The sequence below is a fragment of the Desulfamplus magnetovallimortis genome (genome assembly GCF_900170035.1).
GTDB classification, from domain to species: domain Bacteria; phylum Desulfobacterota; class Desulfobacteria; order Desulfobacterales; family Desulfobacteraceae; genus Desulfamplus; species Desulfamplus magnetovallimortis.
Genome location: NZ_LT828541.1, coordinates 501640 through 526267, shown reverse-complemented (window position 1 = coordinate 526267; position 24628 = coordinate 501640). Strand labels below are relative to the sequence as shown.

Below are 24628 nucleotides of genomic sequence, written 5' to 3'. Positions count from 1 at the left end.
AGATAATTGAATTGGCAAGCACAATGTAGGGGCAACCCTATGTGGTTGCCCTTCAAAGTTGAGATTAAAAAATATTTTTCTGGAAGTCTATATCTATCCTGAATATCCTATCCATCCTGGTTATCCTGATTCAGACAAATTCAATAAGTTCTTAAAAAAACACTTAGATGTCGATGTTTAGTAACAGGGTTTAATTAACTTACCCAAGCTCCCCCTCTCCAGTAATGGAGAGGAGTTTAGGGCGTTAAGTAAATGGGCAAGTTATTAAAAATCAATTCCTTAGTATTAAACTATCCGACAATGCAACCTTGAAAGAACAATGTATTATGATGAGAAAAACCTATGACTGGGTGTTAAGCTGGTCCCAAAGGCCAGGAGGAGCCATGGCGCTTTTCTGGCTATCTTTTTGTGAATCTTCATTCTTCCCTATCCCCCCTGATGTGCTTTTAATCCCTCTTTGTGTGGGAGCACCTTCCCGATCATTTCGTTTTGCCCTTATTTGCAGCGCAGGTTCAGTTCTCGGAGGTATAGCAGGATATGTCATAGGCTGGCAGTTCATGGGAATTGCAGGGGATAAAATTTTTGCCCTGTATGGATTGACAGACAGGGTGGACTACATAGGAGAGCTTTTCAGGCAGTGGGATGCCTGGGCAGTAGCCATAGCAGGATTTACTCCCATACCATACAAGCTTTTTACAATATCTGCCGGTATTTTTAAGGTGAATTTCCTCGTTTTTGTAATATCTTCTGCCTGCTCACGAACATTGAGATTTGTTCTTGTTGCAGCTTTGATCTATTTTTTTGGAGTAGGGATTCGTGATTATGTAGAAAAATATTTTAATGCTCTTGCTACAGTTTTCACCGTGATCCTTGTTGCAGGATTTGTTGCCGTAAAATTGTTTTTCTGATGCAGTTTGCATACCTTCGGATCTTTTGTAATATGGCCATTTGCAATACTTCCAAAAAAGAATCCTCTTCCAGAATCATCTCTTCTAAAGGCTTTTCCTTTTACTTTAATTCTGAAGCATGCAGGGATTGTCATGCTCTGTGCTGCAGAGGTAAATCCGGCAATATATGGATAAATAGAGAGGAGATGATCAATATTTCAAGCCTTTTGAATCTCAACCCCATTGATGCCATGCAAAATTTTTTTGAAAAAAGGGATAATCGCCTGTTGATAAGAGAGCAGTTTGACGGCAAGGAGTTCAGATGTCTCTTTCTTGATAATAATCAAAAATGCTCAATATACAAGGCTCGCCCTGCCCAATGCCGCAGTTTTCCTTTCTGGGCTCATTACAGTATAGATAATGTAACTGACAACCGGATTTCCCTTTTGGTTGAGGAGTGTCCTGGGGTTGTTTTGATAAACGAAGCATGATTGCGTATCAATTTCAATATAACGTACATGGCTGATGACCGCCACAATGTAAAAAATGACAATCATTATAAAAACAGCTACTTGCGGAGACTTTTATAAAAATGTTTTTTTAGGAGGCTCAATTGCACATTGAAAAGATGATAACCACAGTTGACTGCCACACGGCCGGCGAGCCAACACGTATTATTACAGGGGGTATTCCACATATTCCTGGCAAAATAATGATGGAAAAGAAAAAGTGGATGCAGCAGAAAATGGACAAAGTCAGAAAAATGCTGATGCTTGAGCCAAGGGGACACCAAGACATGTTTGGTGCTGTTATAACAGCTCCTGCAACTGAAGATGCAGATGCAGGTGTGATTTTTATGGATTCCAAAGGCTATCTGGACATGTGCGGGCATGGTTCAATTGCAGCAGTGGTTGTTCTTTTGAATACTGGAATGATTCCACTTGCTGATAAAGTGCTTATTGACACTCCGGCAGGCAGGATAACTGCAAATGTTACCATTGAAAATGGTATGGCAGCAAAGGTAAGAATATGCAATGTACCTGCTTTTTTCTATGACAGTGTATCCATTGAACTTTCCGGCCTGGGGTCACTGAAAGTGGACATATCATACGGTGGTAATTTTTTTGCTCTTGTCAACACAAAGGATCTGGGAGTTGAATTAATCCTCGACAACGTTGATTATCTTAAAAGAAAAGCCCTTGAAATCAGGGAAAAGGTCAATGATGCAATTAAGGTGGTTCATCCAGGTACAGGAGAAGTCTCTCAGGTAGCCCTTACAGAACTCTATCAGAACGGCTCTCCTGCAAAAAATATGGTGGTGTTTGGAAGTGGTCAGATTGACAGATCCCCCTGCGGTACAGGCACCTGTGCCAAAATGGCATGGCTATACTCAAAGGGGAAGCTTGGCATGATGGAACCCTATCCTTATATGAGCATCCTTGGCACCCAATTTACCGGAAAAATTCTTGGAGAGACAATGGTTGGAGCCAAACCCGCAATACTTCCTGAAATTGAAGGTGAAGCATTTATCACCGGTTTTCATAATTTTGTAATGCAGGCAAGAGACCCTTTTCAGGAGGGTTTTTCTTTATCCGTTGTATCATAGTCAACAAAAAGAGCTTGTGATGTTAAAAAAACAATACCAGTTTCTGATCTTTCTCCTGACCTTTGCAACTCTGCTGCTAACTGTGGGACTTGTCTCTCCCATGATCACAATGTCAAAATTTTTATATATCAGAAGCTCTTTTTCGGTACTTTCCGGAGTCTATGAACTCCTTAGAAACGGTCAGATTATACTTTTTGTTATTGTGACAGTTTTCAGTGTTGTGCTGCCTGTTATAAAGATTGCTTTTCTCTTCAAAATTCTTTTCAATATAAAGAACGCCTCCAGTAAAATAAATAGTGCCTCCCACAAAATAAAGAGTAACTCCGACAAAATAAATAGTGACTTCGATAAAATAAATAGTGACTCCGACAAAATAAATAGTGACTTCGATAAATCCTTACAGCGCTACCTTGGTCTTATGCATGAATATGGTCGCTGGGCAATGCTGGATGTTATGGTGGTGGCAGTCCTTATTGTTACAGTAAAGCTGAAAGCCATTGCCACAATCAAGGTACATGCCGGACTCTACATTTTTGGAGCTTCTGTTCTCCTTATCATGTTTATTACAAACAAGGTGGTAAAATTGAGCAATAAGGCGTAAGGCATCTTTCATACAAACATCAAAGTACTTTAAACTTTTCGGAAAAATACACCCAAAAAATGGGGCTGATTCTCTGGAAAGTGTAAAGTGGGTATTCTATACTCAAGAGTCATACTCATTTCTAATACCATATAAACTAAAAATCGACACCTTATTGCTTTCCCAGCAGTTATTGCATTTGTCTGAATCAGGATAACCAGGATCAAAAGGATGTTCAGGATAGATAATCCTGCCTTTTTCACTAAACCTATGCAAAGCCTTTTGAATAAGATATAAAATAGTATTGTTAATTTAATTGTATTTCATCTATTCTTAGGCATGCTTCATTTCCTGGGTTACACTTTCCGGAGAGAAAAGTCTTAGTGTCGGTAATATCTTACAAAAAAAGTAAAGTACTTTTGGAGTCATATTAAGGGTGCCTATTTTTACCGTGGGAATAGATACATTATTTCCATGATTGAGGGTGGTCGGACTCCGGCCATGACGGTTTACAAGGAATATTTTATGCCCGAGCTATTTCCAACTGGTCTGATGCGTAAAGAGTTCGATATTTTGATAAAATGCTCAAAAAATGCGAGTGCTTTTTCGATTGATGAACTAACAGATAAAACAGATTTGTATTTTGATAAAATTAAATCCGCACATAAAGAAAACCCCATGGTGAATGTAAACCTTGCTTGTGCCATCGTCTCATCAATTCATGCCATACACGCTGATTGGCGCAATATTCCTGAAATGGCAAAACCATGGTGTAAAGGCATGATTCAATATTTTATCGAAACCGCTGATGAGGATGATGACTTCCTGTCTCCAACCGGCTTTGACGATGATGCAGCAGTTTTAAATGCATGTTTGAAACTGGCTGACAGAGCGGATTTGTGCATTGACCCGGAGGACTATGATGAATGTTAACACGCCCCCTGTTACCCCGGGCAGCAGAGTGATCTGCCGGGATGCGGAATGGTTGGTCACCCGTGTGGAAGCCTTGAAGAAAATATCAGTTTCCGACTTTGCAGTGCATTGTGTCGGGATTGATGATCTCGTTCGAGGTCACCAGAGTATCTTTTTGACTCAGCTTGATACCATCATACCGGCTGATCCCAAAAGCACCCAGCTCGTTGCTGACAATTCAAATGGGTATAAACTTTCCAAGCTTTTCATCGGTGCCCAGCTTCGACAGATGCCGGCAACGGGACTGGAACCGGATTTGGCAAACTTAGGTGTCTTCAAGCCAATGGACTTTCAATTGTCAGCTGTCAAACATGCTTTGAAGCAGCTGAGACCCAGATTGTTGCTGGCCGATGCCGTTGGATTGGGGAAAACCATCCAGGTGGGCATGATATTGACGGAGCTGATTCGCAGGGGACGGGCGGACAGGATATTGGTATTGGCCAAAAAATCGATGCTGACTCAGTTTCAATCCGAGTTGTGGAACCGTTTCAATATCCCCATTGTCCGGCTGGACTCTGTAGGCATTGCCAAAATGCGGCTCAAAATCCCGGCAAACAAAAACCCGTTTGAAGTCTATCAACGGTTGATTATCAGCATTGACACACTGAAGAACGTTGCAAGATATGAGCATTTTCTCAAACACACCCACTGGGATGTGGTCATTATCGATGAAGCGCACAATGTGGCCGGTGCAAGTGTCCCGGAAAGGCACCAGAGTTATCGTCTGGCACGTCTGTTGTCCCGTAGGACAGACAGTATGCTCTTAACCACCGCAACGCCGCATAACGGAAAAAAAGAGACCTTCGGCCGTCTTATTTCACTTCTTGATCCTTCGGCGATACCGGACCCTGCCTTTAAAGAATATGACAGTGACGACATCAAGAATTTCTTTTTAATGCGTTTCAAAGAAGATATCAGGCAGGATGCCGGTGAAGAGATGCTCGCCCCCCGAAAGGTCATCCCCACATTGAGTACGTCCATCCGGGCAACACCTGATGAAGAGATTGTTTTCAAAGAACTGGCCGATTTAAGGGGGGCTTTGCTTAAGGATCGGCATGCGTCAGACAATAAAAAACGTCAAAACCATCTACTGCTCTATGGTTTATATAAACTGTTTTTATCCAGCCCGGAAGCATGTCTGAAAACCGTTGAAAAGAGAATCGAAAATCTTTCAGGTGAAACCGCGTCAGTTAATACAACCTCAGACAAAACATCATCAAGTATAACAGAGTCAGATGAAACATCGTTAGGTGTAACAGCGTCAGGTGAAACAGCATTAGGTGTAACAGCGTGTGATCAAGAAGTCATCAATATCGACTCATATGAATATGAACAACTTGAAACCATTGCAAACAGCTTAACCGGACTGACGTTACAAAGTTCCTCCCGATATGCTCTTTTGAAACAACAACTCAAGGAAATCGGGTGGAATGGAAAAAATGAGAGTCCCAGAATCCTGATATTCACGGAGTACAGAAAAACCCAGGAGGTGCTGGCATCCGCCATTGCTGCTGATTTCAAACTGAAATACAGCGAAAAATTTGAAAATCAGACAAAACAGGCCGTATCCATCATCCATGGCGGTACACCCGATACCCATTTGATGGATACGGTAGAGGCCTTTGCAACCGGTTCCGCGCCCATACGCATGCTGATCGCAACGGATGTGGCATCAGAAGGAATCAACCTTCACCATGAGTGTCATCATATTATCCATTTTGACTTGCCCTGGTCCATTATCACCTTGATCCAGAGAAACGGCAGAATCGACCGGCTGGGACAGGATCAATCCCCGATATTGAGATACCTGATGGTTGATACGGAGCAGGGAATGCTCAAAGGGGACAGGGCCATATTTGAACGCTTGATCGATAAAGTCGAAGAGATCAATGCATTAAGGCGTTCCGGTGAAAGCGTTTTAAAATTGTACGATGCAAAAGAGGAAGAAGCGTATATTGCCGATCAGGGAATTCTATCCGGTAATGTCACTGTATTGGATTCTCCGGCCCCCGATGATCCCGATGGATTTTCTGAGTCCGATTTTCTTGAACAAATGCTGAGGGATGCATCATTATCACTGGAAAGTGAGCTGGAGAGCCAAGATCAAGCGGATGCAGACATAACCGATACGGATATCGCATGTTCAAATAGATCGCACTCTTTCATAAAAAATCGCTATAGACTTTTTTCAGACAAAGAATTTCTTCTCCAAGGGTACAAATATCTGTCTGAAGCACATCCCGATTCCGGATTTTTGCCGCTTCAGGAAAAGGGAAACATCATGATACTGACGGCCCCCAAAGACCTTAGAAGACGGCTGGGAAAACAGGAAGAACCCAACGATACCATCTTCGGAGCAACCGCCATTCCCCTTGAATCATGGCCGGAAAATGACCAGTTCAAACTGACCCATGATGTCAATCAGGCCATGCTTGCCATCAAAGCCGCCAGAAATATGTCCGGTTACTGGTCACAGGAACTTCTCTGCACAGAACAGCATCCGGCCCTGTTATGGATCAAGGAGCGGATACTGATGGAGATCCAGCGGGAACAGGCACCGATTATCATTTCAAACAAACTGAAAGATCAGGAACTCTGTTTCTGCTTCATCGGTCAAGTGGCATCTAAGACAGGAAATCCGCTGGTGGTTGACGGCCATGCCATCTCATTTTTAAAGGGCGGGGAGGTTTGGCACTATGCACTATCCGACATCCTTCAAAAAATTGATTTTGAGCATATGGAAAATCAGGGAGTGGAACCCAATTTAAAAGCCGCCGTGCCGTTGCTTCTTTCAGCTGTAGATGAAAGCATTTCATACTTGAAAGAACTCAAAAAAAAGTCGGGATAAAACCTTGGCAGGCCCCATAAGAAAAGAGTCCAGGCGGCTAAAAAACTGGCGCAGAAAAAGAGAAGAATTACTGCTGGGATTGATTGAAAAACATGGAGAAAATAGTGTAAAGTCAAAACAGTATAAAAAAGAGCTCAATGAAATTGAAGCGTATGTGAAAGACCGTGAAGACTGGCTCCATAATCGTTTCATCACCACGCAGGAACCTTCAACAAGGCTTATTTTAGTCATACAGGGAAAGGAGGCGTAAGGTATAACACACCATGGCACTTGATACCAGCATCAGCAACGTGGGGGAATATTACAGCTCCCACTACCTCAGCTCTTTTTTTGCAAAAGATATCAAAAATCTTGTGGATGGATGGAGAGAAGAAGGGTCTGCTTCCACCCCGTCGAAAATACGACAACTTTCTCAACTCTATTTTAAAGAGAAAAACCTTGCCCTTGATGAGCCTGACCCTCAGAAACGTCTCAACCTGTCCGGTTTTCATGCCCATCTGCTTGAAGCCCTGGGATATACCGATAGATCGCCTGACGATTTTTTTGTGGAAGGCGGAAAAACCGTTGTCCCTTCCATTGCAAGGGTGACAAGGTACAACACGCCATGGCTGGTCATCTGTGAAACCGGCTTCTCTCTTCCGGACAGCAGCCTGCCCGACGGCATCCCCAGTGAAGACCCCCTCTCATCAATGCCTGTGAAAAATCAGATAAGAGCCCCTGAAAACAGTTTGTGTCAGGGGGATTGGGAACGCCTTATCGGAAAGATCTTTACCATGGAATCATCTCCAAGATGGCTGCTCTTTCTGGCTGGAAGTCAAGCCCTGCTGCTGGATCGCCATACATGGGCACAGGGGCGTTATTTAGTCTTTGATTTTGATGATGCATTTGGAAGAAACGAGAAAGATACCTTTGACCACTTTGCTGCATTTCTCTCAAAACAGACTTTGTGCGCATCCGGTGATTCCGATGACATTCTCCATGATACCCTTGAAGAGCAGAGCCATAAATTTGCCCATGGTGTGACAGACAATCTTCAGGTTGCTGTCAGGGAGGCCATTGAGCTTCTCGCCAATGAATGGGTACAATACCGCAGGGAGAAAAATCTGCCATACACCCGTCTTGGCACCAGAGAACAGCCATTTCCCGACGGCAGTATGGACATCTCTGCTGAAATACTAAAAAGAGAGTCTCTGATTTTTATCTATAGATTGCTGTTCTGTTTCTATGCCGAAGCCAGAGGGGGAGAGCTGGGAATTCTGCCCATCAGCGACGATATATACAAACTGGGTTACAGTCTGGAATCACTCCGCGATCTTGAAAATGTCCCGCTTACACCTGCCACTGAAAAAGGAACCTATTTCCACCAGCATTTGAAATTACTTTTCAAGATTATCCATGAAGGTTTCAATCCCATTGAAAATGATGATCTGGAGAATGGGCTGTTCAATTTTGATTTTGAAGCCTCCGGCACATTTTCTCTTTCCCCACTGACAGCCACCCTGTTCGATCCTGACAGCCTCTATCTTCTGGATAAGGCCGTTTTATCTAATCTGTGTCTTCAAAAGGTCATCCGCTGCCTTTCCTTAAGCAGAGGAGAGCGAAGCAAAGAGATTGGAAGGGTCAACTATGCAGAGCTTGGCATTAACCAGCTGGGGGCAGTGTATGAGGGGCTTCTTTCCTACAAGGGGATGTTTGCGGACAGGGATCTGATTCAGGTGAAACCCGCTGCAAAGAAATGGGGAGACAAAAAAACACCCACCTGGTTTGTGGATGCTGCAAGACAGGGGGAGTTCAAGAAAGACGAAATAGAACAGATCAATAAAAAACCGAGGATCTATCCCAAAGGGGCATTCATCCTCCATCTCTCCGGTATCGATCGGGAGCAGAGTGCATCCTATTATACACCGGAAGTCTTGACAAAATGTCTCGTTGAGGAAGCATTGAGGGAGCTTCTTAAAGATTACAAGCCGGAAGATGCAGACAAAATACTCGGTCTTAAAATCTGTGAGCCGGCTATGGGCAGTGGTGCCTTTTTAAATGAAGCCACCCGTCAACTGGCTGAAAAATATCTGGAACTCAAGCAGAAAGAGATCCATCAGACCATCGAGCCCGGAAGGTTTCAGGATGAACTAAGGCGGGTTCAGCACTATATTGCCACCCGGAATGTCTATGGGGTGGATCTCAATGCCACGGCAGTGGAGCTGGGGGCATTGTCTCTGTGGCTGGGAAGTATTCACAGGCTGTTGATCAAAGAGAGAGAAAATGGACAGCCGGATCTATACAAACCCGGAAGCACACCGTGGTTCGGGTTGAGGCTGCGATGCGGAAACAGCTTGATCGGGGCAAGACGAAGTGTCTGGACAATGGAACAGCTCAAAAAGGGCAAGCATTTTGGAAAGAGCGCTGCTGTCCCGAGACTGCTGAAGCCCGGTGAAAAGAGAAAGGCAAATGAAATTTATCACTTTCTTGTCTTTGATGAGGATATGATCCCGACCCATAAAGACAAATTGATGAAAAAGTTCTATCTCTCTTCATGCGATGATGCCAAATCCTGGATTGCAAATGAAGTGAAAACCAAGTGGGAAGAAGATGATATTTACAGGGCAATTGAAGTCTCAAACCTCATTGATGCGCATTGGATTCAATACTCTGAAGAGAGAGCTGCAGCTCTGAAAAAAACATCCTGCACCGCAACGGTTTGGCCTGTTGCATCAAGTTCAAGTGAAGCACTTGAAAAAGGGCCGTCTTTGAAAGAGCAGGAAAAAATAAAACAGAATCTCGAAGTCAGCAGTGGAAGTTTTCAGCGGCTTAAATTGATCATGGACACCTGGTGTGCACTCTGGTTCTGGCCGCTTGATCAAACCGGCAATCTTCCGAAACGGTCAGGTTTCCTTGAATCTGCCAGAATTCTTCTTGGAGATAAGCCACCCGCCGAAAGCCTTCAGAGCTTTTTATCCACTGTTTTTGACTTTGATGTAAAGGGGCTGTTCGATGCCGCCAAGGAAGATGTACCTGATACGGAAATATTATCCGGTATTGTTTCCTGGTATAGCGTTGGGAAAGAGATTGCGGGTGAGCAGAATTTTCATCATTGGGAATTGGTTTTCACAGAAATATTGGGGGCAATGATTGGCGATGGTGGTTTTGATTTAATTTTAGGAAACCCACCTTGGATGAAATATAGTCTAAATGATTCTATTATTCTTCTTGAGCTTGAGCCATTTTTAGGGATTAAAGAAGATAGAAGCAGTGAGATCAATAAAAAACGTAATACTATTTTGAAAACATCAAATATGAATCTCTATTCATATTCTGAATACATAAGAAAAAGCATCGCCAATATCACTTTTTTAAGTTCCAGAATTTTATATTCCGAACTAACTGGGATTCAAACAAATCTTTATAAAAATTTTATTCATAGATCATGGGCTCTGTTAAATCCGTCTGGAATTTGTGGTTTACTCCATCCAAATGGTGTCTATGATGATCCAAAGGGAGGAAAATTTCGGGAACAAATTTACAGAAGATTAATAAAGCAATATCATTTTAGAAATGAGCTGCAATTATTTAAAGATGTTGGTCATGCAATGAATTTTGCTTTGAATATTTTTCGTGGAAAAATATCCCAACCCAGATTTAAAACTATTTCAAATCTATTTCATCCGAAAACAATTAATGAAAGTCAAAAGCATACTCTCCCCAATGAGCCAACCCCTGGAGTAAAAAACCCAAAAGGTAACTGGGAGTTAAGAGGGCACATCAATAGGATCATTGACATAGATGAGAAGCAATTAAAAATATATTCCAAACTTTTTCAAATAGAAGATGAATATCCATTGGGAACGAAACTGCCTCAAATTCATAGCCAGGAAGCTTCAAGGGCGATAGAAAAATTTGTTAAATCACCTGACCGTTTATCAAAAATGGATAAAGATTTCCTGGTAACGGTAATGTTTGATGAAACTTATGGGCAACGGGATGGAATTATCACAAGAGTTGATAATCCAAGCTTTCTACCGACTTCATCTTCTGAATTAGTATTATCCGGTCCTCATTTTTATGTTGCTACTCCATTTTGTAAAAATCCGAGGTCAACATGTAAATCAAAAGGGGCATATGATGAGATTGATTTAACCTCTATTGACTCCAATTTTGTACCTCGTTCTGTGTATCGCAAAGGTGATAGAAATGGTGATAAATCGATTTTTTCATCTTCTATTCAAAAATGGCCTAAAGGGGATAAAGGAAAAAAAATATATGAATGGCCTAAATTTGTTTTTCGCGGTATGTGTGTGCCTACAAATGAAAGAACTCTTATTGGCTCAATAATGCCTTCGGGTGTTTCTGCAATCCATGCAGCCCGTATTGCCATTTTTAAAAACAATATTGATCTATTTAAATTTTCAGCAGCTTGTTGTTCAATTTGCTTTGATTTTTTCATAAAAATTAAAGGCAGGTCAAATGTTACTGGTGATGATTTAAAAACTCTTCCTTTCATTAATTCAATGTATGACAAATTAATAATTAACAGAATGTTGCGCTTGTCCTGTCTTACAAAAGATTTTGAGAGTTTATGGACAGATGTCGCGGATCAATTGATTGTTGAAGATTCCTGGGCAACCAACAATGACCGATTACTCAATGATTTTGAGAATCAATGGAAAGATATAAATTACAATAAATGGGAATGGAAAAACCCTGTTCGTTATGATTATTCTCGGAGACAGTCTATCTTAGAACTTGATGTATTAATCGCATTATCGTTAGGCTTCTCGTTACAAGAGCTGATATCAATATATAGAATTCAATTTCCAATTGTTAGAATTTATGAAGAAAATGATCGATATGATCTTCGGGGGCGTAGAATTCCAAATACAATAAGGAAAAACCAGGGCGCCAAAGAATTCCGAGAAGCCCTTAAAGATTGGGACGGCGAATCCCCCCTCACTGTTTCCTGGGAAATCGACAACGGTCTTCAAACCGTCACAAAAACCTTCTATCCTCCATTTGAAGGGGTGGACAGGGAAAAAGATTATGAAATCGCATACAACGAATTCAAAAAACGATTTTCTGATCAAAAAGTCATGGAAATTGAACAATGATTCATGTCAGTCAGAAAAAGCTGGATAAATCCTATCGCCATCTGAAGCAGGAATGCAAAAAGAACCATACCGACTCCAACGCCAAGTTATTATTGTTTATCTATGCCATTGAGTGTGGAATCAAAGCATTGCTGCTCAAACGTAAAAATATGGCAGACACCTTTGTACTCCAAAACAATGAGGGGACAGCCAATTTAACGCATGATCTGCAGGCCCTTTTATGTAATCTTCATGCACCGTACCGCTTTTCCAGTGATTTTAAATTTCTGACCCGTTCAAAAACACCTGAAACTGTGCCGGTGAAGGATCTGCATCAGGCATTGCGATATGGAGGAACGTTCTATAATCGGGAAGATAAAGACAAATTGAAAAAGAAACTGGATCAAATTGATTCCTGGTTACAGGAGGCGTTAACACGATGAAACTTCTTAGCTGGCTGGATATCAAAAGAATAATTCGAAAAGAGACCGATAACTTCAGACATTTTCCTGAAAGCATCATCAATATTCATTTCTATCCGGATGAGATTGCCGTTGAACAGAGGACGGAAGATGTAGATGCCGTAAAAGAGGCATTTAAAGCATGGTTCCCCAACCCGGATATATACAACCCTGAAGAGAACCGAATCTATCTTGATATTGGCCGCTTGCCGCTGGAAATATCAATTGAAGAGAGCAGTGATGAACCAATTGGATTTATTGAACGGCCAAGATTTGACAACCTCTATTTCTCAAAAGTTTTTCTCTCCGATGAATCCATACTGGATGTTCCAAAACCCCGGAATAAATTCATTGCATTTCACTCATTCAAGGGCGGCGTGGGAAGAACGCTTCACCTTGCGGCAATGATAAAATCTTTGAGTGAGATCGTAAAAGATAAAAACGAAGATAAAAAAATAGTGGTTGTAGATGGAGATCTGGAAGCACCAGGGATTACATTCTGGGAGAAAAACAGAGTCGGAGGCACGGCTAATATCGGATTTACTCAATTTCTCGATGCAATACAGTATGCAGACCCGGAGACGGACTACACAGAAGATGCCGTGATTCAATATTTTGCAGAAGAGATCCAGCGATTTGAACATGGGATTGAATCCACAAAAATATATGTTTTGCCGGCATTTGGTGATCCCATTGACCTGTTTCAGATCAATGTGAAACCGGAGCACCTTTCACAGGACGCAAACCCCTGGAAACTGAGGGAATGTCTCGACAAACTCGCAACAAAGATCGGTGCGGATTATGTATTTATCGATTTAAGGGCCGGTATCAGCGAATTGAGCGCCCCTTTTCTGCTTGATCCCTATGTTGACCGATTTCTGGTGACGACCTTGTCGGAGCAGTCTCTTTTTGGAACGGAACTGGTTTTAAAGGAGATGATAAAACTGAACAGAACAAAAACCGGGTTGCAAAGGGAAATGCTGCCGGAGATCATCATCTCCATGGTGCCGCCGGATCTGGATGAGATCCGGATGATCAATGCAAAAAGCCGCTTTGAGAAAACCCTGTTTGAAAGTGATGATGAATCCGAACCGGAGCCCGAAGATGAACTGCTGTTAGACCCCATTTCAATCCACTCCACCCCATTCAAGACCGAACTGCTCAATATCCGATCCTGGGAAGATGTGTGGGATAACTCCGGCTCATTAATCGATTTTTTCAAACCCTATTTTCAAGGTCTTGAAGATCCTGATGAGAATGATGACGATCTTGTCTCAGGTGAGGATGGACCGTCATCACCTCTGAAAAAATTACAAACATTCTGTTCACAATATCTTTTTGCGGAAAACACAAACGCAGAAGATTTTTTAACGACAAAATTCTTCAAGGAATTTCCCAGGCAATATTTTAACGTACTGCCTTTGGTGGTCTCTCTTGGCACCAAAGGGGCCGGTAAAACATTCCATTTCATGCGGATGGCAGGCTTTGTCACGTATAAAAAATTTTGTGATCGAATTGCGCCTGATAAAACAGGGATTGATGCTGATTTTTTCCCGATTCTCCGATCTACGGATATTCCTGGTGATTCCTCTGTGATGATGCGGTTAAAAGAGAATCTTCCCCGCTTTGAACGGTTTGATTATGATCAATTTAAAAGCAGCTTAGAACAATTTCGGGATGAGAAGGCCCATACTGAATCTGAATGGAAAAACTTCTGGGAAAAGCAGATTATTGCCGCTGTTTCGGAAGGCAACCGTGCTGTGACATCTTTCCGGCAGCTCAATGATCAATTGAAAGAGAGTCCTATCATTTTCCTCTTTGATGGGCTGGAGAATATTTTTCCGGATATCCACTTTGATAAGAATCATCAGAATGCTGTTTCTGCCCTGCTTGACATCCCGACACGGCTCAGTGAAATTCGTGATCGAAAGATCGGTCTGGTGATCTTCTTACGGCAGGATTATCTTGGCAGTGCCAAAAGACAAAACAGCGGACAGTTTCAAAAAAAATATGAGAGCTATCAACTCTTATGGAATCGAGAGGATTTTTTAAGATTGGCTTACTGGATTGTGATAAAATCCGGTGCGTTAAAAGAAAATGTGAATTGCGATCCTTCTGAAATGAAGCCGGAGCAACTGGAAAAAGAGTTAAAGAAGCTGTGGGGTATGAAGCTGGGCAAGGACAACTCCAAGGAAGCCAATACCATCAATTGGGTATATGGTGCTTTATCTGATTTTAAAGGATATCTCCAGGCAAGGGACGTTGTTCGTTTTCTGGAAGAAGCTGCAAAAATATCAGACAAAACAGTTCATACCCCATGGAAAGATCGGTTGCTGCCGCCATCAGCCATAAAGCGGGCCATGAATGGATGCAGTGCAGATCGGGTCAATGAGCTAAAGCAGGAATCCAAAGTATTTGAGTCCTGGGCCAACGACTTGGAAAGAATGGAAGGAAAAGAGGAACTGGTGATTCCATTTTCAAAGTCTCTGCTGGATGATGATGATGATGACAACCGCACATTGATTGAGCTGAAACAGCTCGGCGTTGTTTATGAAGACACAACCGACTCTGCGGAAGAAAAACGTTTTTATATTCCTGAAATCTATCGCATTGGTCTGGGGTTCAAATTTAATCGAGGTGCTCGTCCAAAGGTGCTCAGTATAAAACGAAAAGCGGTTGAAAAAACAGTGTCAATTTGGAATTGAATATGAAATTTAATTTTAAAAACTTTGGTTATGTCGATGAAGGGGCATTGGAATTAGGGGATTTAACCTTGATCTGTGGCCCTAACAATGTAGGAAAGACCTATGTGAATTATGCCATATCAACAACAGAATCATGTTGAACAGTGACGTTGAAAACAAGCAGAGCATCATGAAAAAAGAGAAAATGGTTGAACAGGATATTCTGCGACCGGATCAAGTGAAGGCGTTTAGCTTAAAAGATAATCACTCCATAAAAAAAGTCACTGTTGACCATTATGGTATTAACACAGAAATCTTTGATGACCTGATTGCCGATGCCAATGAAGTATCTGACGCCATCTACTACGGTATCAAGGAATGATATATGCTCCCCGCTCATATTGCACAAAATATCAGAAAGCAGGTTGAATACTATCTTCAAGCCACATTTTCTTTTCTGGACAAACAGGCTGAAAAGGCATTCAGCCTGTTTATCAACGATCCTGAAAACGGGATGTTCAAAGGCCCCTGGTTCCAGTTAAAACGTCCATTCAGACCGGCACCGGAAAATATCAAGATTCCTCTGGACACTACGATTCCATTCAACCCGTTTCTCCATCAGTACAAATCATGGTTAAGACTGAGCAGTCGAAATCAAACCCCGAAATCCACTATTGTCACGACCGGCACCGGTTCCGGTAAGACGGAATGTTTTCTCTATCCGATCCTTGACCATTGTCTGCGGGAGAAGAAAAAGGGACAGAACGGCATTAAAGCCATTATCCTCTACCCCATGAACGCCCTTGCTTCGGATCAGGAAAGAAGATTTGCCGAAACGGTTTTAAAAGATCCTGAATTAACAGCGGCAGGTATTCGAGTTGGAAACTATACCGGCCGGTTTGACCCTTCCGATCCCGGATCAGGCAGGGAGAGCGGCACCAAATCAATGGGCAAAGGCAAAGAGGGGGAGAGTTATCACGGCATTTCAAATCATAAGGTGCTTCAAGAGTTTCCACCGGACATTCTGTTGACCAACTACCGGATGCTGGACTTTCTACTGATGAGACCCCGGGATCAGGAACTGTGGCGATTCAATACACCGGGAATTCTGAAATATCTTGTGCTGGATGAACTGCACACCTATGACGGGGCCCAGGGTGCGGATGTGGCCTGTTTAATCCGTCGCCTGAAAGAGAAACTGGAAATTTCCAAAGGGGAAATGTGTGTGGTTGGTACCAGTGCCACCCTGGATGAAAATAAAGAAGATATCGATGTCAAAATCACAGATGGTTCCATCGATGCCATGGCAACGGGAAAGGACAAGCTGGCAGCATTTGCTACGATCTTGTTTGAAGAGGAGATTCAAGCTGAAGCAGTGATTGGAGAAGAGCGTCTTGAGGTTGAAGATATCGTAAAATCCGATCTTTTTGCGGTTGATATTCCGGATGTAGAACAATGTCATAATAGAGAAGATGAAGATGCTCTGACCTATGCGATCCGCCAATCCGAAATATGGGGAGGCCCTCTATTTTCAGGGGACATCAATACAGCAGAGGATGTTGCTGCCTTCAAGCTGGAACTGGGAGATTGGCTCAAGGGAAGTAAGCTCTTTAAAGCGGTTCTCAATATTTTTAAAGCTGCTGAAATGAAACAGGAAGACCCGATTCCATGGAATCTTTTTGTCAAAAAGATCAGTCAGGCTGACTTTGAAATCAATGCCATACAGAAAAACGAAGATAAAAGCACCATTCTCTCTTCATTCTGCTCCCTGATTTCCCATGCTTCAGAAAAGCGAAGTGGAAGACCTTTTCCATTGGTTCCGACACAGGTTCAACTCTGGATTCGGGAACTGAGGCGTCTGGGACGACTTGTACACGAGAAACCGGGATTTATCTGGCTGGATGAGCCATCCAAAAATATCCGAAGCCTTCCGGCATTTCATTGCAGTGAGTGTGGAGCGTCTGGATGGATATCCATGGTGGAGCCGGACAAGGATACCGTCATCAAGTCAGAGGGTGTTGAAGGGCATCAGCTAATTGATGACCCGAGGACGATTTACCAGGGATGGTTCGGAATAAAGGGACGTAAAGATCAGCACATGGTTGTGATCACTCCATTTAGGAATGTGCACGAAACAAATGATCCATTCTCCCCCTCTCCATTCATGGAGAAAAGGGTGGGGGGTGAGGTTGATGGTCAAGTTATTTCAGACCCATTCCTTAATGAAAAAGAATATGCCATTAAAACTGGAGAACAACATGACTTGCCGGGGATGGAATCAGATGGGTTTTACCTGTGTCGGGAGAGTCTTGTACTGAGAAAAGGCTACGGCACCTGCCCTTTGACAGGATCGGATAAACTGTTTCGTGTTGAAGTGGATAAAAGCATAAAAAGCCTTGAAAACGGATCTGTTGTGGGCGCCCAGCGTTGCCCGAAATGTCTTTTGGAGGAGGGGATCTTTTTTATCGGGTGTCAGTCTGCAACCCTGTCAAGTGTCATCATTGATGAAATGTTTGGCTCGGTATTGAATAATGATCCCAAGCTGCTCGCCTTTACCGACAGTGTTCAGGATGCGTCGCACCGGGCTGGGTATTTCTCTGCACGGACATACCACTTCACATACCGAACCGCACTTCAGCATGTGATCAATGAAGCGGGCTTTCAAGGACTTCCGGTTAAAGAGGCCGGTGATAAGCTTTTGACCTACTGGTCATTGCCGCTGCCGGGGCGCCCGGGTTCCATTAAGGAAGCCATGGCCTCGCTGCTGCCGCCGGATTTATCTGAATATCTTCCCTATACAAAATATCGAAACAATGAAAAACTTCAAGACCCACCGCCAGCCCTTTACAAGGATGTTGAAACCCGCCTCAAGTGGCAGGCAGTGAGTGAGTTTGGTTTTATGCTCTCCCATGGCAGAACCATGGAGAAAAACGGTGCGGCCTGTATGGGATGGCAACCTGACTTCATAGATCGAACCATAGACAAGTTAAAGGATAGAATTGAAGGCATCAGCCCGGTGCTGACGAAATTGACGGATGACCGCCTTCGGCTCTGGCTTTTTGGATTTCTCCATCGATGCAGGGAATCAGGCGCACTCTATCACCCATACCTTGATTCATATGCCAAACAGAACTATTGGGGAAAATACCCCTTTGGCAGAGCGGTTCCCGGAAGAGAGACCTATCCACCGGCGATACGATATCGACCGAAACTCATGGTGACTTCCCATAAGAAAGAGCATGTCAATGTCCTTGCTCCAAGTAGCGGAGGGCGCCATCCCTGGCATCTGTTATGGACGGCCCGGGCACTTGAAAGGCCGGCTGTTTCAAATACGGATTACATTGATCTCTTGAAAGCCCTTCTGAATGCCGGACATGATGCAGGATTGTTTGTCAAACTTCATCAGGACAGTAAAACGGAGTTTTTTGCCATTTCCCAGAATGCCGCCACTCTTTTTCAGGAGTGCGTAAAACTGGCATGCAGTGAAACAGATAAATTCATTGTAAAGCCTCCGGATGAGGCGTCCGTATTTCTTGATGCGCCCAGTATGGAATACTATGCCGACAAAGGGGTTTATCGACAGGTATCTTTTGACCCCCGCCAGAAGTATTATCAGGATCGGTATCAAAAAGGCGCTTTACGGCGGGTGGTTGCACAGGAACACACCGGTATTCTTGATACTGAACTGAGGGAAAAGATCGAAAACGATTTTAAAACGTCATCCCATAAAGATGATCCCAACGTCCTGGCATGCACCTCAACGCTGGAGATGGGGATTGATATCGGGGATCTCTCCAGTACCATGCTCTGCTCCATTCCACCGACGACCTCCAACTATCTCCAGAGAATCGGCAGAGCAGGACGTTCCACCGGCACGGCATTGATCATCTCCATTATCAATCAGCGCCCACACGATCTCTTTTTTTATGCCAGACCTTCCGAGATGATCAAAGGACAGGTGGCACCGCCGGGATGCTGGCTCGATGCGTCAGCCGTACTGGCGAGGCAATACCTCGGCTTTTGTTTTGATTCAGCCGTCAAAGCCGGAAAACTTATGATCATACCGGCAAGTTGCCGGCAGTTCATTAAAGATATGAACGATGGCAATGGGGCCATTATATCGATGATGACCTGGGTCTCAAACAGTGAAAAAATTTTTCAAAACCATTTTCTGAACCGGTTTGAATCGATCCCGGGCATTATCAAAGAGGACACAAAAGAGCGATTTTATGTTGAGACAGCCACAGAACTCATTTTGCAGAAGATTCACCAGGTTGCAGGATTCTATGATCGAACGATCCGGGATCTTGAAAATGCAAAAAACAGATTGAACAGCCAGAGATCAAAACTCAATGCTGAAGAGGCGGATGAAGCAAAATTCAACGCTGAAGAGGTGGATGAAGCCTTTGAAATTGACCAGGAGATGAAAATCATCACAACCCGGCTGCTCAACATCAATCGGCTGAGTACACTGGAAATTCTGACCGGTAATGGACTGCTTCCCAATTATGCCTTTCCTGAACGTGGGGTGGGATTTTATGGTGCGGTCTATAACAGACATCGAAGAACGAATCTTGAAGTAAAACCGGTTGATCTTTACCGAGGTGCCTCTTCGGCTATAAGGGAGCTTGCTCCGGGCAACACATTTTACACACATAAGAAACATTTTGTCATTCAGCAGATCACCATGGGAAACCCTAACCAGCCCCTGGCTGAAAAATGGGGAATCTGCGGTAACTGCGGCTTTGTCGCACCGTTGAGCAGACTCAAAGCACCCGGCGCATCACCGGATTGTCCCCAGTGCGGCCATGAAGGGGACAGTGACAGTCTTTTTGACCTGGGGCAACAAAAGGATTTTATCCATTTTTCCGATTCTCAGGCCCTTTCATACATGGAGTATTATGACAGTCTTTCCGGAGACAAAACAGAAGAGAGGGAGCAGCTTTTTTACAATATTGTCTCTTCATTTGATTTGACACTGAATTCTCCAAAAGGGGCTGCCGGTGAAGATACGCTGCCGTTTGGGATTGAATATAGAACAGAAATTATTTTAAGAGTGATCAACGGCGGATACCTTGATCAAGGTGTTGATATCAATATCGGACCGAATCAAAAGCTCTCGGAAAACGGTTTTTTCATTTGTAAAGATTGCGGCGTTGTGGTGCCACCAGGGGTGTCAAAGGAGAAATTTGAGTCGTATAAACATAGGAAAAGCTGTAAGGCCAGAAAAAGATATGACACAGACCGGCAGTACAATACACACCTGAATCCATTTCAATGGGAAAGGATATTTCTTTACCGGGAATTGAAATCAGAAGCGATTCGTCTGCTGCTTCCTGTAATTGATGACCAGGACATTGATACACTTATTGCCTGCATCTATCTTGGATTGAGATTACGGTTTGAGGGAGACCCTGCCCATTTGATTGTCCTTCCCCATATTCTGCCCGATAAATCCACAGGTTTGACAAAACATTATCTTATTCTCATGGATGCGGTACCGGGGGGTACTGGATTTTTAAAAACGCTGTTTCAGGAAAAAAACGAAGCCGGAATATTTGCAGAAGGTATCATGGATATCCTGGAACGTGCGAAAAATGCCTTGATGCTCTGTTCCTGCAGAAATTTAAAGCAGAAAGAAGATGATACTGATGGCTGTTATCGATGCTTGAGAACCTATCATCTGCAATACAAATCTGAAAAAATCAGCAGGGAAAGAGGAATAAAGCTACTTGAAGAGCTTCTGGAAGCGGGACGCAACAGGGTCACAAAGGGGACACTTGAAGATATCAAACCGGATTCTTTGTTTGGAAGTGTTCTGGAAAAGAGGTTTGTCGACGCCCTGGAGGCGTTTGTTGAAACCCAAAAGGGGAGATGGGAGTCCACCATTATAAAGGGTGCCAAGGGGTTTCGGTTTGAAATTTTTGGAAGATTGTGGGAGCTTGAATTGCAGCCCCGACTGGGGAAGCCCCAAGGGGTTATGACAGCGTCCCAACCTGATTTTCTTCTCACCTGTGATGATGAATCCATAAGGCCTGTGGCGGTTTTCACCGATGGATTTGAATATCACTGTTATCCAAACAATCGTCTTGCCGATGATATGATGAAACGGAGAGCTATCCTGGAGAGTGAAAAGTTCTGGGTGTGGAATATCACATGGGATGATTTACATACAGATCGTCAACTTCATTTAATGGTCTGTCCTAAAACCATTGCTGCTTACATCAATAAATATACTGTGGCAAAAAATTCGCTAAATATAACAGGAACAGATCCATGGGGGATACTGTATAATGGTTTTGAGCAGATTAAAGCCTTTCTTAAAATACCTTACCAAAGGAAATGGCAGGATACGATCCATTTTATAACCACGTTCACTCTATCGACCATAGCGGCAAAAGATAAAAAATACGACTATTCTGATCTGATTGAATCGATGAAGTCATGGCAAACCGGGCAAGGTCTGAAGTCCATTGAAAGCGCTGATACCGGAACCCACCTGTTCTTTGATCAGATCTCTTTCAATCAGGATATCCTTGCATTTTCCTCATTGGAGGATGTGCTGCTGCATAAAGCCTTCAGATTCGGGATTTTTGCCCATCTTGGTGATACGGAATTTGAAATCAACGGCAGTGATTTTAATGAACGATGGAGACGATTTCTTGCCTGTCTGAATTTTTATCAATTCCATGACAACTTCAGCTTCTGGACAACATCAGAAGCTGAAAACGGCACAGCACCGGACTTTGGGGTGGAAGAAGAGAAAACGCTTTCTCAAGAGTGGCAGGAGATCAAGGAAGAGACGGTTTCCGCTTTTTATCCTCTTGTTGAGAGGCTTGCCATGGAAGCATCCCCCATCCCTGAAGTAGAATTTTATAATGACGCTGTGGATGGAGATGCATTCGCAGAACTTGCCTGGCCGGATTTAAGCCCGCCGGTTGCCGTGCTTGCCGGTGAACAGATCGACTTCAGTGAGAAATGGCAAGGAGATGGATGGAAAGTCGTTGTGCCGGATGACCTGGAGATCAATGGTCTGGCGTGGTTTTTAAACATAATGAGCGAAAGTCGTTAACGTCTCTTTGTGAGCTAAGGAATCGGTCTGAAATAACTTGCCCAACAACCTCACCCCCCAGCCCCCTCTCCATAAATGGAGAGGGGGAGAATGGGTAAGTTATTTCGTACTCATTCCTAATTTTTGAAACTGAGATTTAAAAAGGTGTCAACTACCCACCGACACTTCGCTGATCGGTGGGTTTTCTTGCTAAATTTTATAAAACGCCAACTCGTGTTTATTGTAAACGGTCATGGCTGTCGATCAGCCACCCCCGAAAATGAAAACAGCGGCTGTTTTCACAGTAAAGTAAGGATTTTCGTATGGCTCAATTGATGGTGCATAAAAATGTATTGAAATATTTCAACAAAATACCCGCCAATGTTCAGAAGAGAGTGGCCGAGTTTATCGACATCTTTCAAAAAGATCCCACAGATTCTTCATTGCATCTCCACTCCCTTAAAGAGAGTATGGCCGACCATAAAGTCAGGGGAGCGAATCTGCCATCCGGGTATCGGGCGATTATCATTGCACCGGATAAAGGGGAGATCTTTCTGCTGGTACACATTGATTCCCATGACAAAGCCTATGAGTGGGCAAAAAACAAACGATTTGAAGTTCACCCGAAAACCGGCGTTTTTCAGCTGTTTGATGTCACAGAAATGGAATCAATGGCAAAAAACCGAACAGCCACTCCATCAAAAACAGCCTCTTCACCAAAGACACCGACTTTATCAAAAACAGGCGCTATTGACGAAAACAGCTATTTCCTTTCCAGTCTATCCCATGAAGATCTCTTCATGGCAGGGGTTCCCAAGCCTCTCATCCCGGCGGTTCTCGCCATTGACTCCGATGATGCCTTTGATGCTCTGATAGACTACCTTCCCAACGACTGCAAGGACGTACTCACCGGTATTGCCTGTGGAATGAGTGTCGATGAAGCGTTGAATGAGATGCTTGGATTGTCACGGATTAAAGAAGAAGATGACGTCAGGCCGGAAGAAACAGGAGACTTTTCCAATATTGACCACTCAGCGAGTTTTGATCTGGTACTTATTGATGGAGAAGAGCATCTAAAGGAGATTCTTGAAGGATCCCTTGATGAGTGGAGAATATTCCTGCACCCCTATCAGAAAAAAATGGTTCGCTGGCAGACAAAGGGCCCCATGAATATTAACGGAGCTGCCGGTACGGGAAAAACAGTTGTTATGCTTCACCGTGCCGTTCATCTTGCCAATCAGCTTGAAGATCCCAATGATAAAATATTGATTACAACGTTTACAACCAATCTTTCGATCACCTTGAGTGATTATATTTACCGGATGGATAAAGAGGCAGCCAAAAAAATTGAGGTGACAAATCTTCATGCTCTTGCAAGAACCATATGTCTCCATTCCGGCTGGAAAGGAAAAATTGGAGCTAAATCAGATTATGATGCCATCTGGCAAGAGATTCAACGCTCTTTGACCGGAGAGATACCGGTACAAATGGAAGAGATCATTGATGAATATTGGCTAGTTGTCGATGTCAATGGAATATATTGTGAAGATGATTATCTCTCAGCCGTCAGAACCGGAAGACCCCGTTTTTCAAGAAAACAGAAAAAAGCGATATGGCCTGTATTGAAGAAATTTCAGACAGAAATGAAAAAACGAAATTTATTGACCTTTGAAGGCGTTGTGCATCAGGCACGGCTGGCTGTGGAACAAGGTAACTTTAGAAGTTACAGGCATGTCCTTGTTGATGAGGTGCAGGATTTCAGTCTTGAAGCGTTGCGTCTAATCAGGTCCATCGCCCCTGTTGACAAAGGATTGAGTGATCCGCTTTGTACGGTGGGCGATGGGCATCAAAGAATTTATCGCAGTAAAATTCCCATGAGCCGGGCGGGAATCGAAATCAGAGGAAGATCCAGAAGATTGAAAATTAACTACCGAACCAGTGAGCAGATAAGACGATACAGCCATGGTGTTCTTCAAGGGATGGAGATTGACGATCTAAACGGTGGTTCTATTTCCATTACAGGTGACAGATCTGTATTCAAAGGACCGGAACCATTTGTCGAACAATGCAATAATATTAATGATGAATGTGAAACTATCATATCATGGGTTCAAATCCTTATTAATGAGCAAGGCCTTAAGGATCATGAGATCTGTATTACCCCTTATAAAGAACAAATTGTTACAAGTCTGACTGAAGCCGGTTTTAAAATTTTCCGACTGAAGCCCAGAGAGATTGATCCGGGTGCAAATGAACCCGGGATACGGATGGGAACAATGCAGCGGATAAAAGGACTTGAGTTCAGAGCGATCTGTTTGGCCTGCGGGGATATAAATGATCCCATGAACCATATGGATAAGGCCTCTCCATTACAAAAATGTGAACGTTATGTCGCTATTTCACGAGCAAGGGAATATCTGTTGGTAGTGTTATCAAATAACCTCAATGTTTAATCATC

The 24628-nt window shown here is 43.3% G+C and carries 14 protein-coding genes; all 14 read left to right on the top strand.

What is annotated here, in order from left to right:
• The first annotated feature begins 326 nt into the window (after nucleotides 1-326).
• The 14 genes from MTBBW1_RS06345 to MTBBW1_RS06290 all read left to right on the top strand — a co-directional run bounded on the left by MTBBW1_RS06345 (nucleotide 327) and on the right by MTBBW1_RS06290 (nucleotide 24623).
• Nucleotides 327-908 (top strand): YqaA family protein, encoded by a 582-nt coding sequence (locus MTBBW1_RS06345; protein WP_080800752.1) that lies wholly within the window; start codon nucleotides 327-329, stop codon nucleotides 906-908.
• A gap of 32 nt (nucleotides 909-940) precedes the next feature.
• Nucleotides 941-1378, top strand: a complete 438-nt coding sequence (locus MTBBW1_RS06340; protein ID WP_186441113.1) for a YkgJ family cysteine cluster protein — start codon at nucleotides 941-943, stop codon at nucleotides 1376-1378.
• A 122-nt stretch (nucleotides 1379-1500) separates the two neighbouring features.
• The gene (locus MTBBW1_RS06335) at nucleotides 1501-2493 is read left to right on the top strand and encodes a proline racemase family protein (protein WP_222423999.1); all 993 of its coding nucleotides are present in this window, start codon (nucleotides 1501-1503) and stop codon (nucleotides 2491-2493) included.
• A 19-nt stretch (nucleotides 2494-2512) separates the two neighbouring features.
• Nucleotides 2513-3094, top strand: coding sequence for a paraquat-inducible protein A (locus MTBBW1_RS06330; RefSeq protein ID WP_080800748.1), 582 nt, complete (start codon nucleotides 2513-2515; stop codon nucleotides 3092-3094).
• A 504-nt stretch (nucleotides 3095-3598) separates the two neighbouring features.
• The gene (locus MTBBW1_RS06325) at nucleotides 3599-4006 is read left to right on the top strand and encodes a hypothetical protein (protein ID WP_080800746.1); all 408 of its coding nucleotides are present in this window, start codon (nucleotides 3599-3601) and stop codon (nucleotides 4004-4006) included.
• Nucleotides 3993-6893 (top strand): DEAD/DEAH box helicase, encoded by a 2901-nt coding sequence (locus tag MTBBW1_RS06320; protein ID WP_139786682.1) that lies wholly within the window; start codon nucleotides 3993-3995, stop codon nucleotides 6891-6893. The genes MTBBW1_RS06325 and MTBBW1_RS06320 overlap by 14 nt, the downstream gene beginning before the upstream one ends.
• A 4-nt stretch (nucleotides 6894-6897) precedes the next feature.
• Nucleotides 6898-7143, top strand: coding sequence for a hypothetical protein (locus MTBBW1_RS06315; protein ID WP_080800742.1), 246 nt, complete (start codon nucleotides 6898-6900; stop codon nucleotides 7141-7143).
• A 13-nt stretch (nucleotides 7144-7156) separates the two neighbouring features.
• The gene (locus tag MTBBW1_RS06310; protein ID WP_080800740.1) at nucleotides 7157-11995 is read left to right on the top strand and encodes a hypothetical protein; all 4839 of its coding nucleotides are present in this window, start codon (nucleotides 7157-7159) and stop codon (nucleotides 11993-11995) included.
• Nucleotides 11992-12417: a hypothetical protein gene (locus tag MTBBW1_RS06305; protein WP_080800738.1), complete on the top strand. Its 426-nt coding sequence runs from the start codon at nucleotides 11992-11994 to the stop codon at nucleotides 12415-12417. The genes MTBBW1_RS06310 and MTBBW1_RS06305 overlap by 4 nt, the downstream gene beginning before the upstream one ends.
• Nucleotides 12414-15140, top strand: a complete 2727-nt coding sequence (locus tag MTBBW1_RS06300; protein ID WP_080800735.1) for a MinD/ParA family ATP-binding protein — start codon at nucleotides 12414-12416, stop codon at nucleotides 15138-15140. The genes MTBBW1_RS06305 and MTBBW1_RS06300 overlap by 4 nt, the downstream gene beginning before the upstream one ends.
• A gap of 2 nt (nucleotides 15141-15142) precedes the next feature.
• The gene (locus MTBBW1_RS28180) at nucleotides 15143-15280 is read left to right on the top strand and encodes a hypothetical protein (RefSeq protein WP_186441112.1); all 138 of its coding nucleotides are present in this window, start codon (nucleotides 15143-15145) and stop codon (nucleotides 15278-15280) included.
• Nucleotides 15281-15309: 29 nt separating this feature from the next.
• A complete protein-coding gene (locus tag MTBBW1_RS27440) occupies nucleotides 15310-15501 on the top strand; it encodes a hypothetical protein (RefSeq protein WP_139786681.1) in 192 nt (63 codons plus the stop codon).
• A gap of 3 nt (nucleotides 15502-15504) precedes the next feature.
• Complete coding sequence (locus MTBBW1_RS06295; RefSeq protein WP_080800732.1) at nucleotides 15505-22191, top strand: DEAD/DEAH box helicase; 6687 nt, start codon at nucleotides 15505-15507, stop codon at nucleotides 22189-22191.
• A 302-nt stretch (nucleotides 22192-22493) separates the two neighbouring features.
• Complete coding sequence (locus tag MTBBW1_RS06290) at nucleotides 22494-24623, top strand: UvrD-helicase domain-containing protein (RefSeq protein WP_080800729.1); 2130 nt, start codon at nucleotides 22494-22496, stop codon at nucleotides 24621-24623.
• Nucleotides 24624-24628: the final 5 nt, after the last annotated feature.

What these genes read in the sequence shown, in the direction of transcription:
- MTBBW1_RS06345 (WP_080800752.1), top strand. Translation starts at nt 327, where the DNA reads ATGATGAGAAAAACCTATGACTGGGTGTTAAGCTGGTCCCAAAGGCCA.
- MTBBW1_RS06340 (WP_186441113.1), top strand. Translation starts at nt 941, where the DNA reads ATGGCCATTTGCAATACTTCCAAAAAAGAATCCTCTTCCAGAATCATC.
- MTBBW1_RS06330 (WP_080800748.1), top strand. Translation starts at nt 2,513, where the DNA reads ATGTTAAAAAAACAATACCAGTTTCTGATCTTTCTCCTGACCTTTGCA.
- MTBBW1_RS06325 (WP_080800746.1), top strand. Translation starts at nt 3,599, where the DNA reads ATGCCCGAGCTATTTCCAACTGGTCTGATGCGTAAAGAGTTCGATATT.
- MTBBW1_RS06320 (WP_139786682.1), top strand. Translation starts at nt 3,993, where the DNA reads ATGATGAATGTTAACACGCCCCCTGTTACCCCGGGCAGCAGAGTGATC.
- MTBBW1_RS06310 (WP_080800740.1), top strand. Translation starts at nt 7,157, where the DNA reads ATGGCACTTGATACCAGCATCAGCAACGTGGGGGAATATTACAGCTCC.
- MTBBW1_RS06305 (WP_080800738.1), top strand. Translation starts at nt 11,992, where the DNA reads ATGATTCATGTCAGTCAGAAAAAGCTGGATAAATCCTATCGCCATCTG.
- MTBBW1_RS06300 (WP_080800735.1), top strand. Translation starts at nt 12,414, where the DNA reads ATGAAACTTCTTAGCTGGCTGGATATCAAAAGAATAATTCGAAAAGAG.
- MTBBW1_RS28180 (WP_186441112.1), top strand. Translation starts at nt 15,143, where the DNA reads ATGAAATTTAATTTTAAAAACTTTGGTTATGTCGATGAAGGGGCATTG.
- MTBBW1_RS27440 (WP_139786681.1), top strand. Translation starts at nt 15,310, where the DNA reads ATGAAAAAAGAGAAAATGGTTGAACAGGATATTCTGCGACCGGATCAA.
- MTBBW1_RS06295 (WP_080800732.1), top strand. Translation starts at nt 15,505, where the DNA reads ATGCTCCCCGCTCATATTGCACAAAATATCAGAAAGCAGGTTGAATAC.
- MTBBW1_RS06290 (WP_080800729.1), top strand. Translation starts at nt 22,494, where the DNA reads ATGGCTCAATTGATGGTGCATAAAAATGTATTGAAATATTTCAACAAA.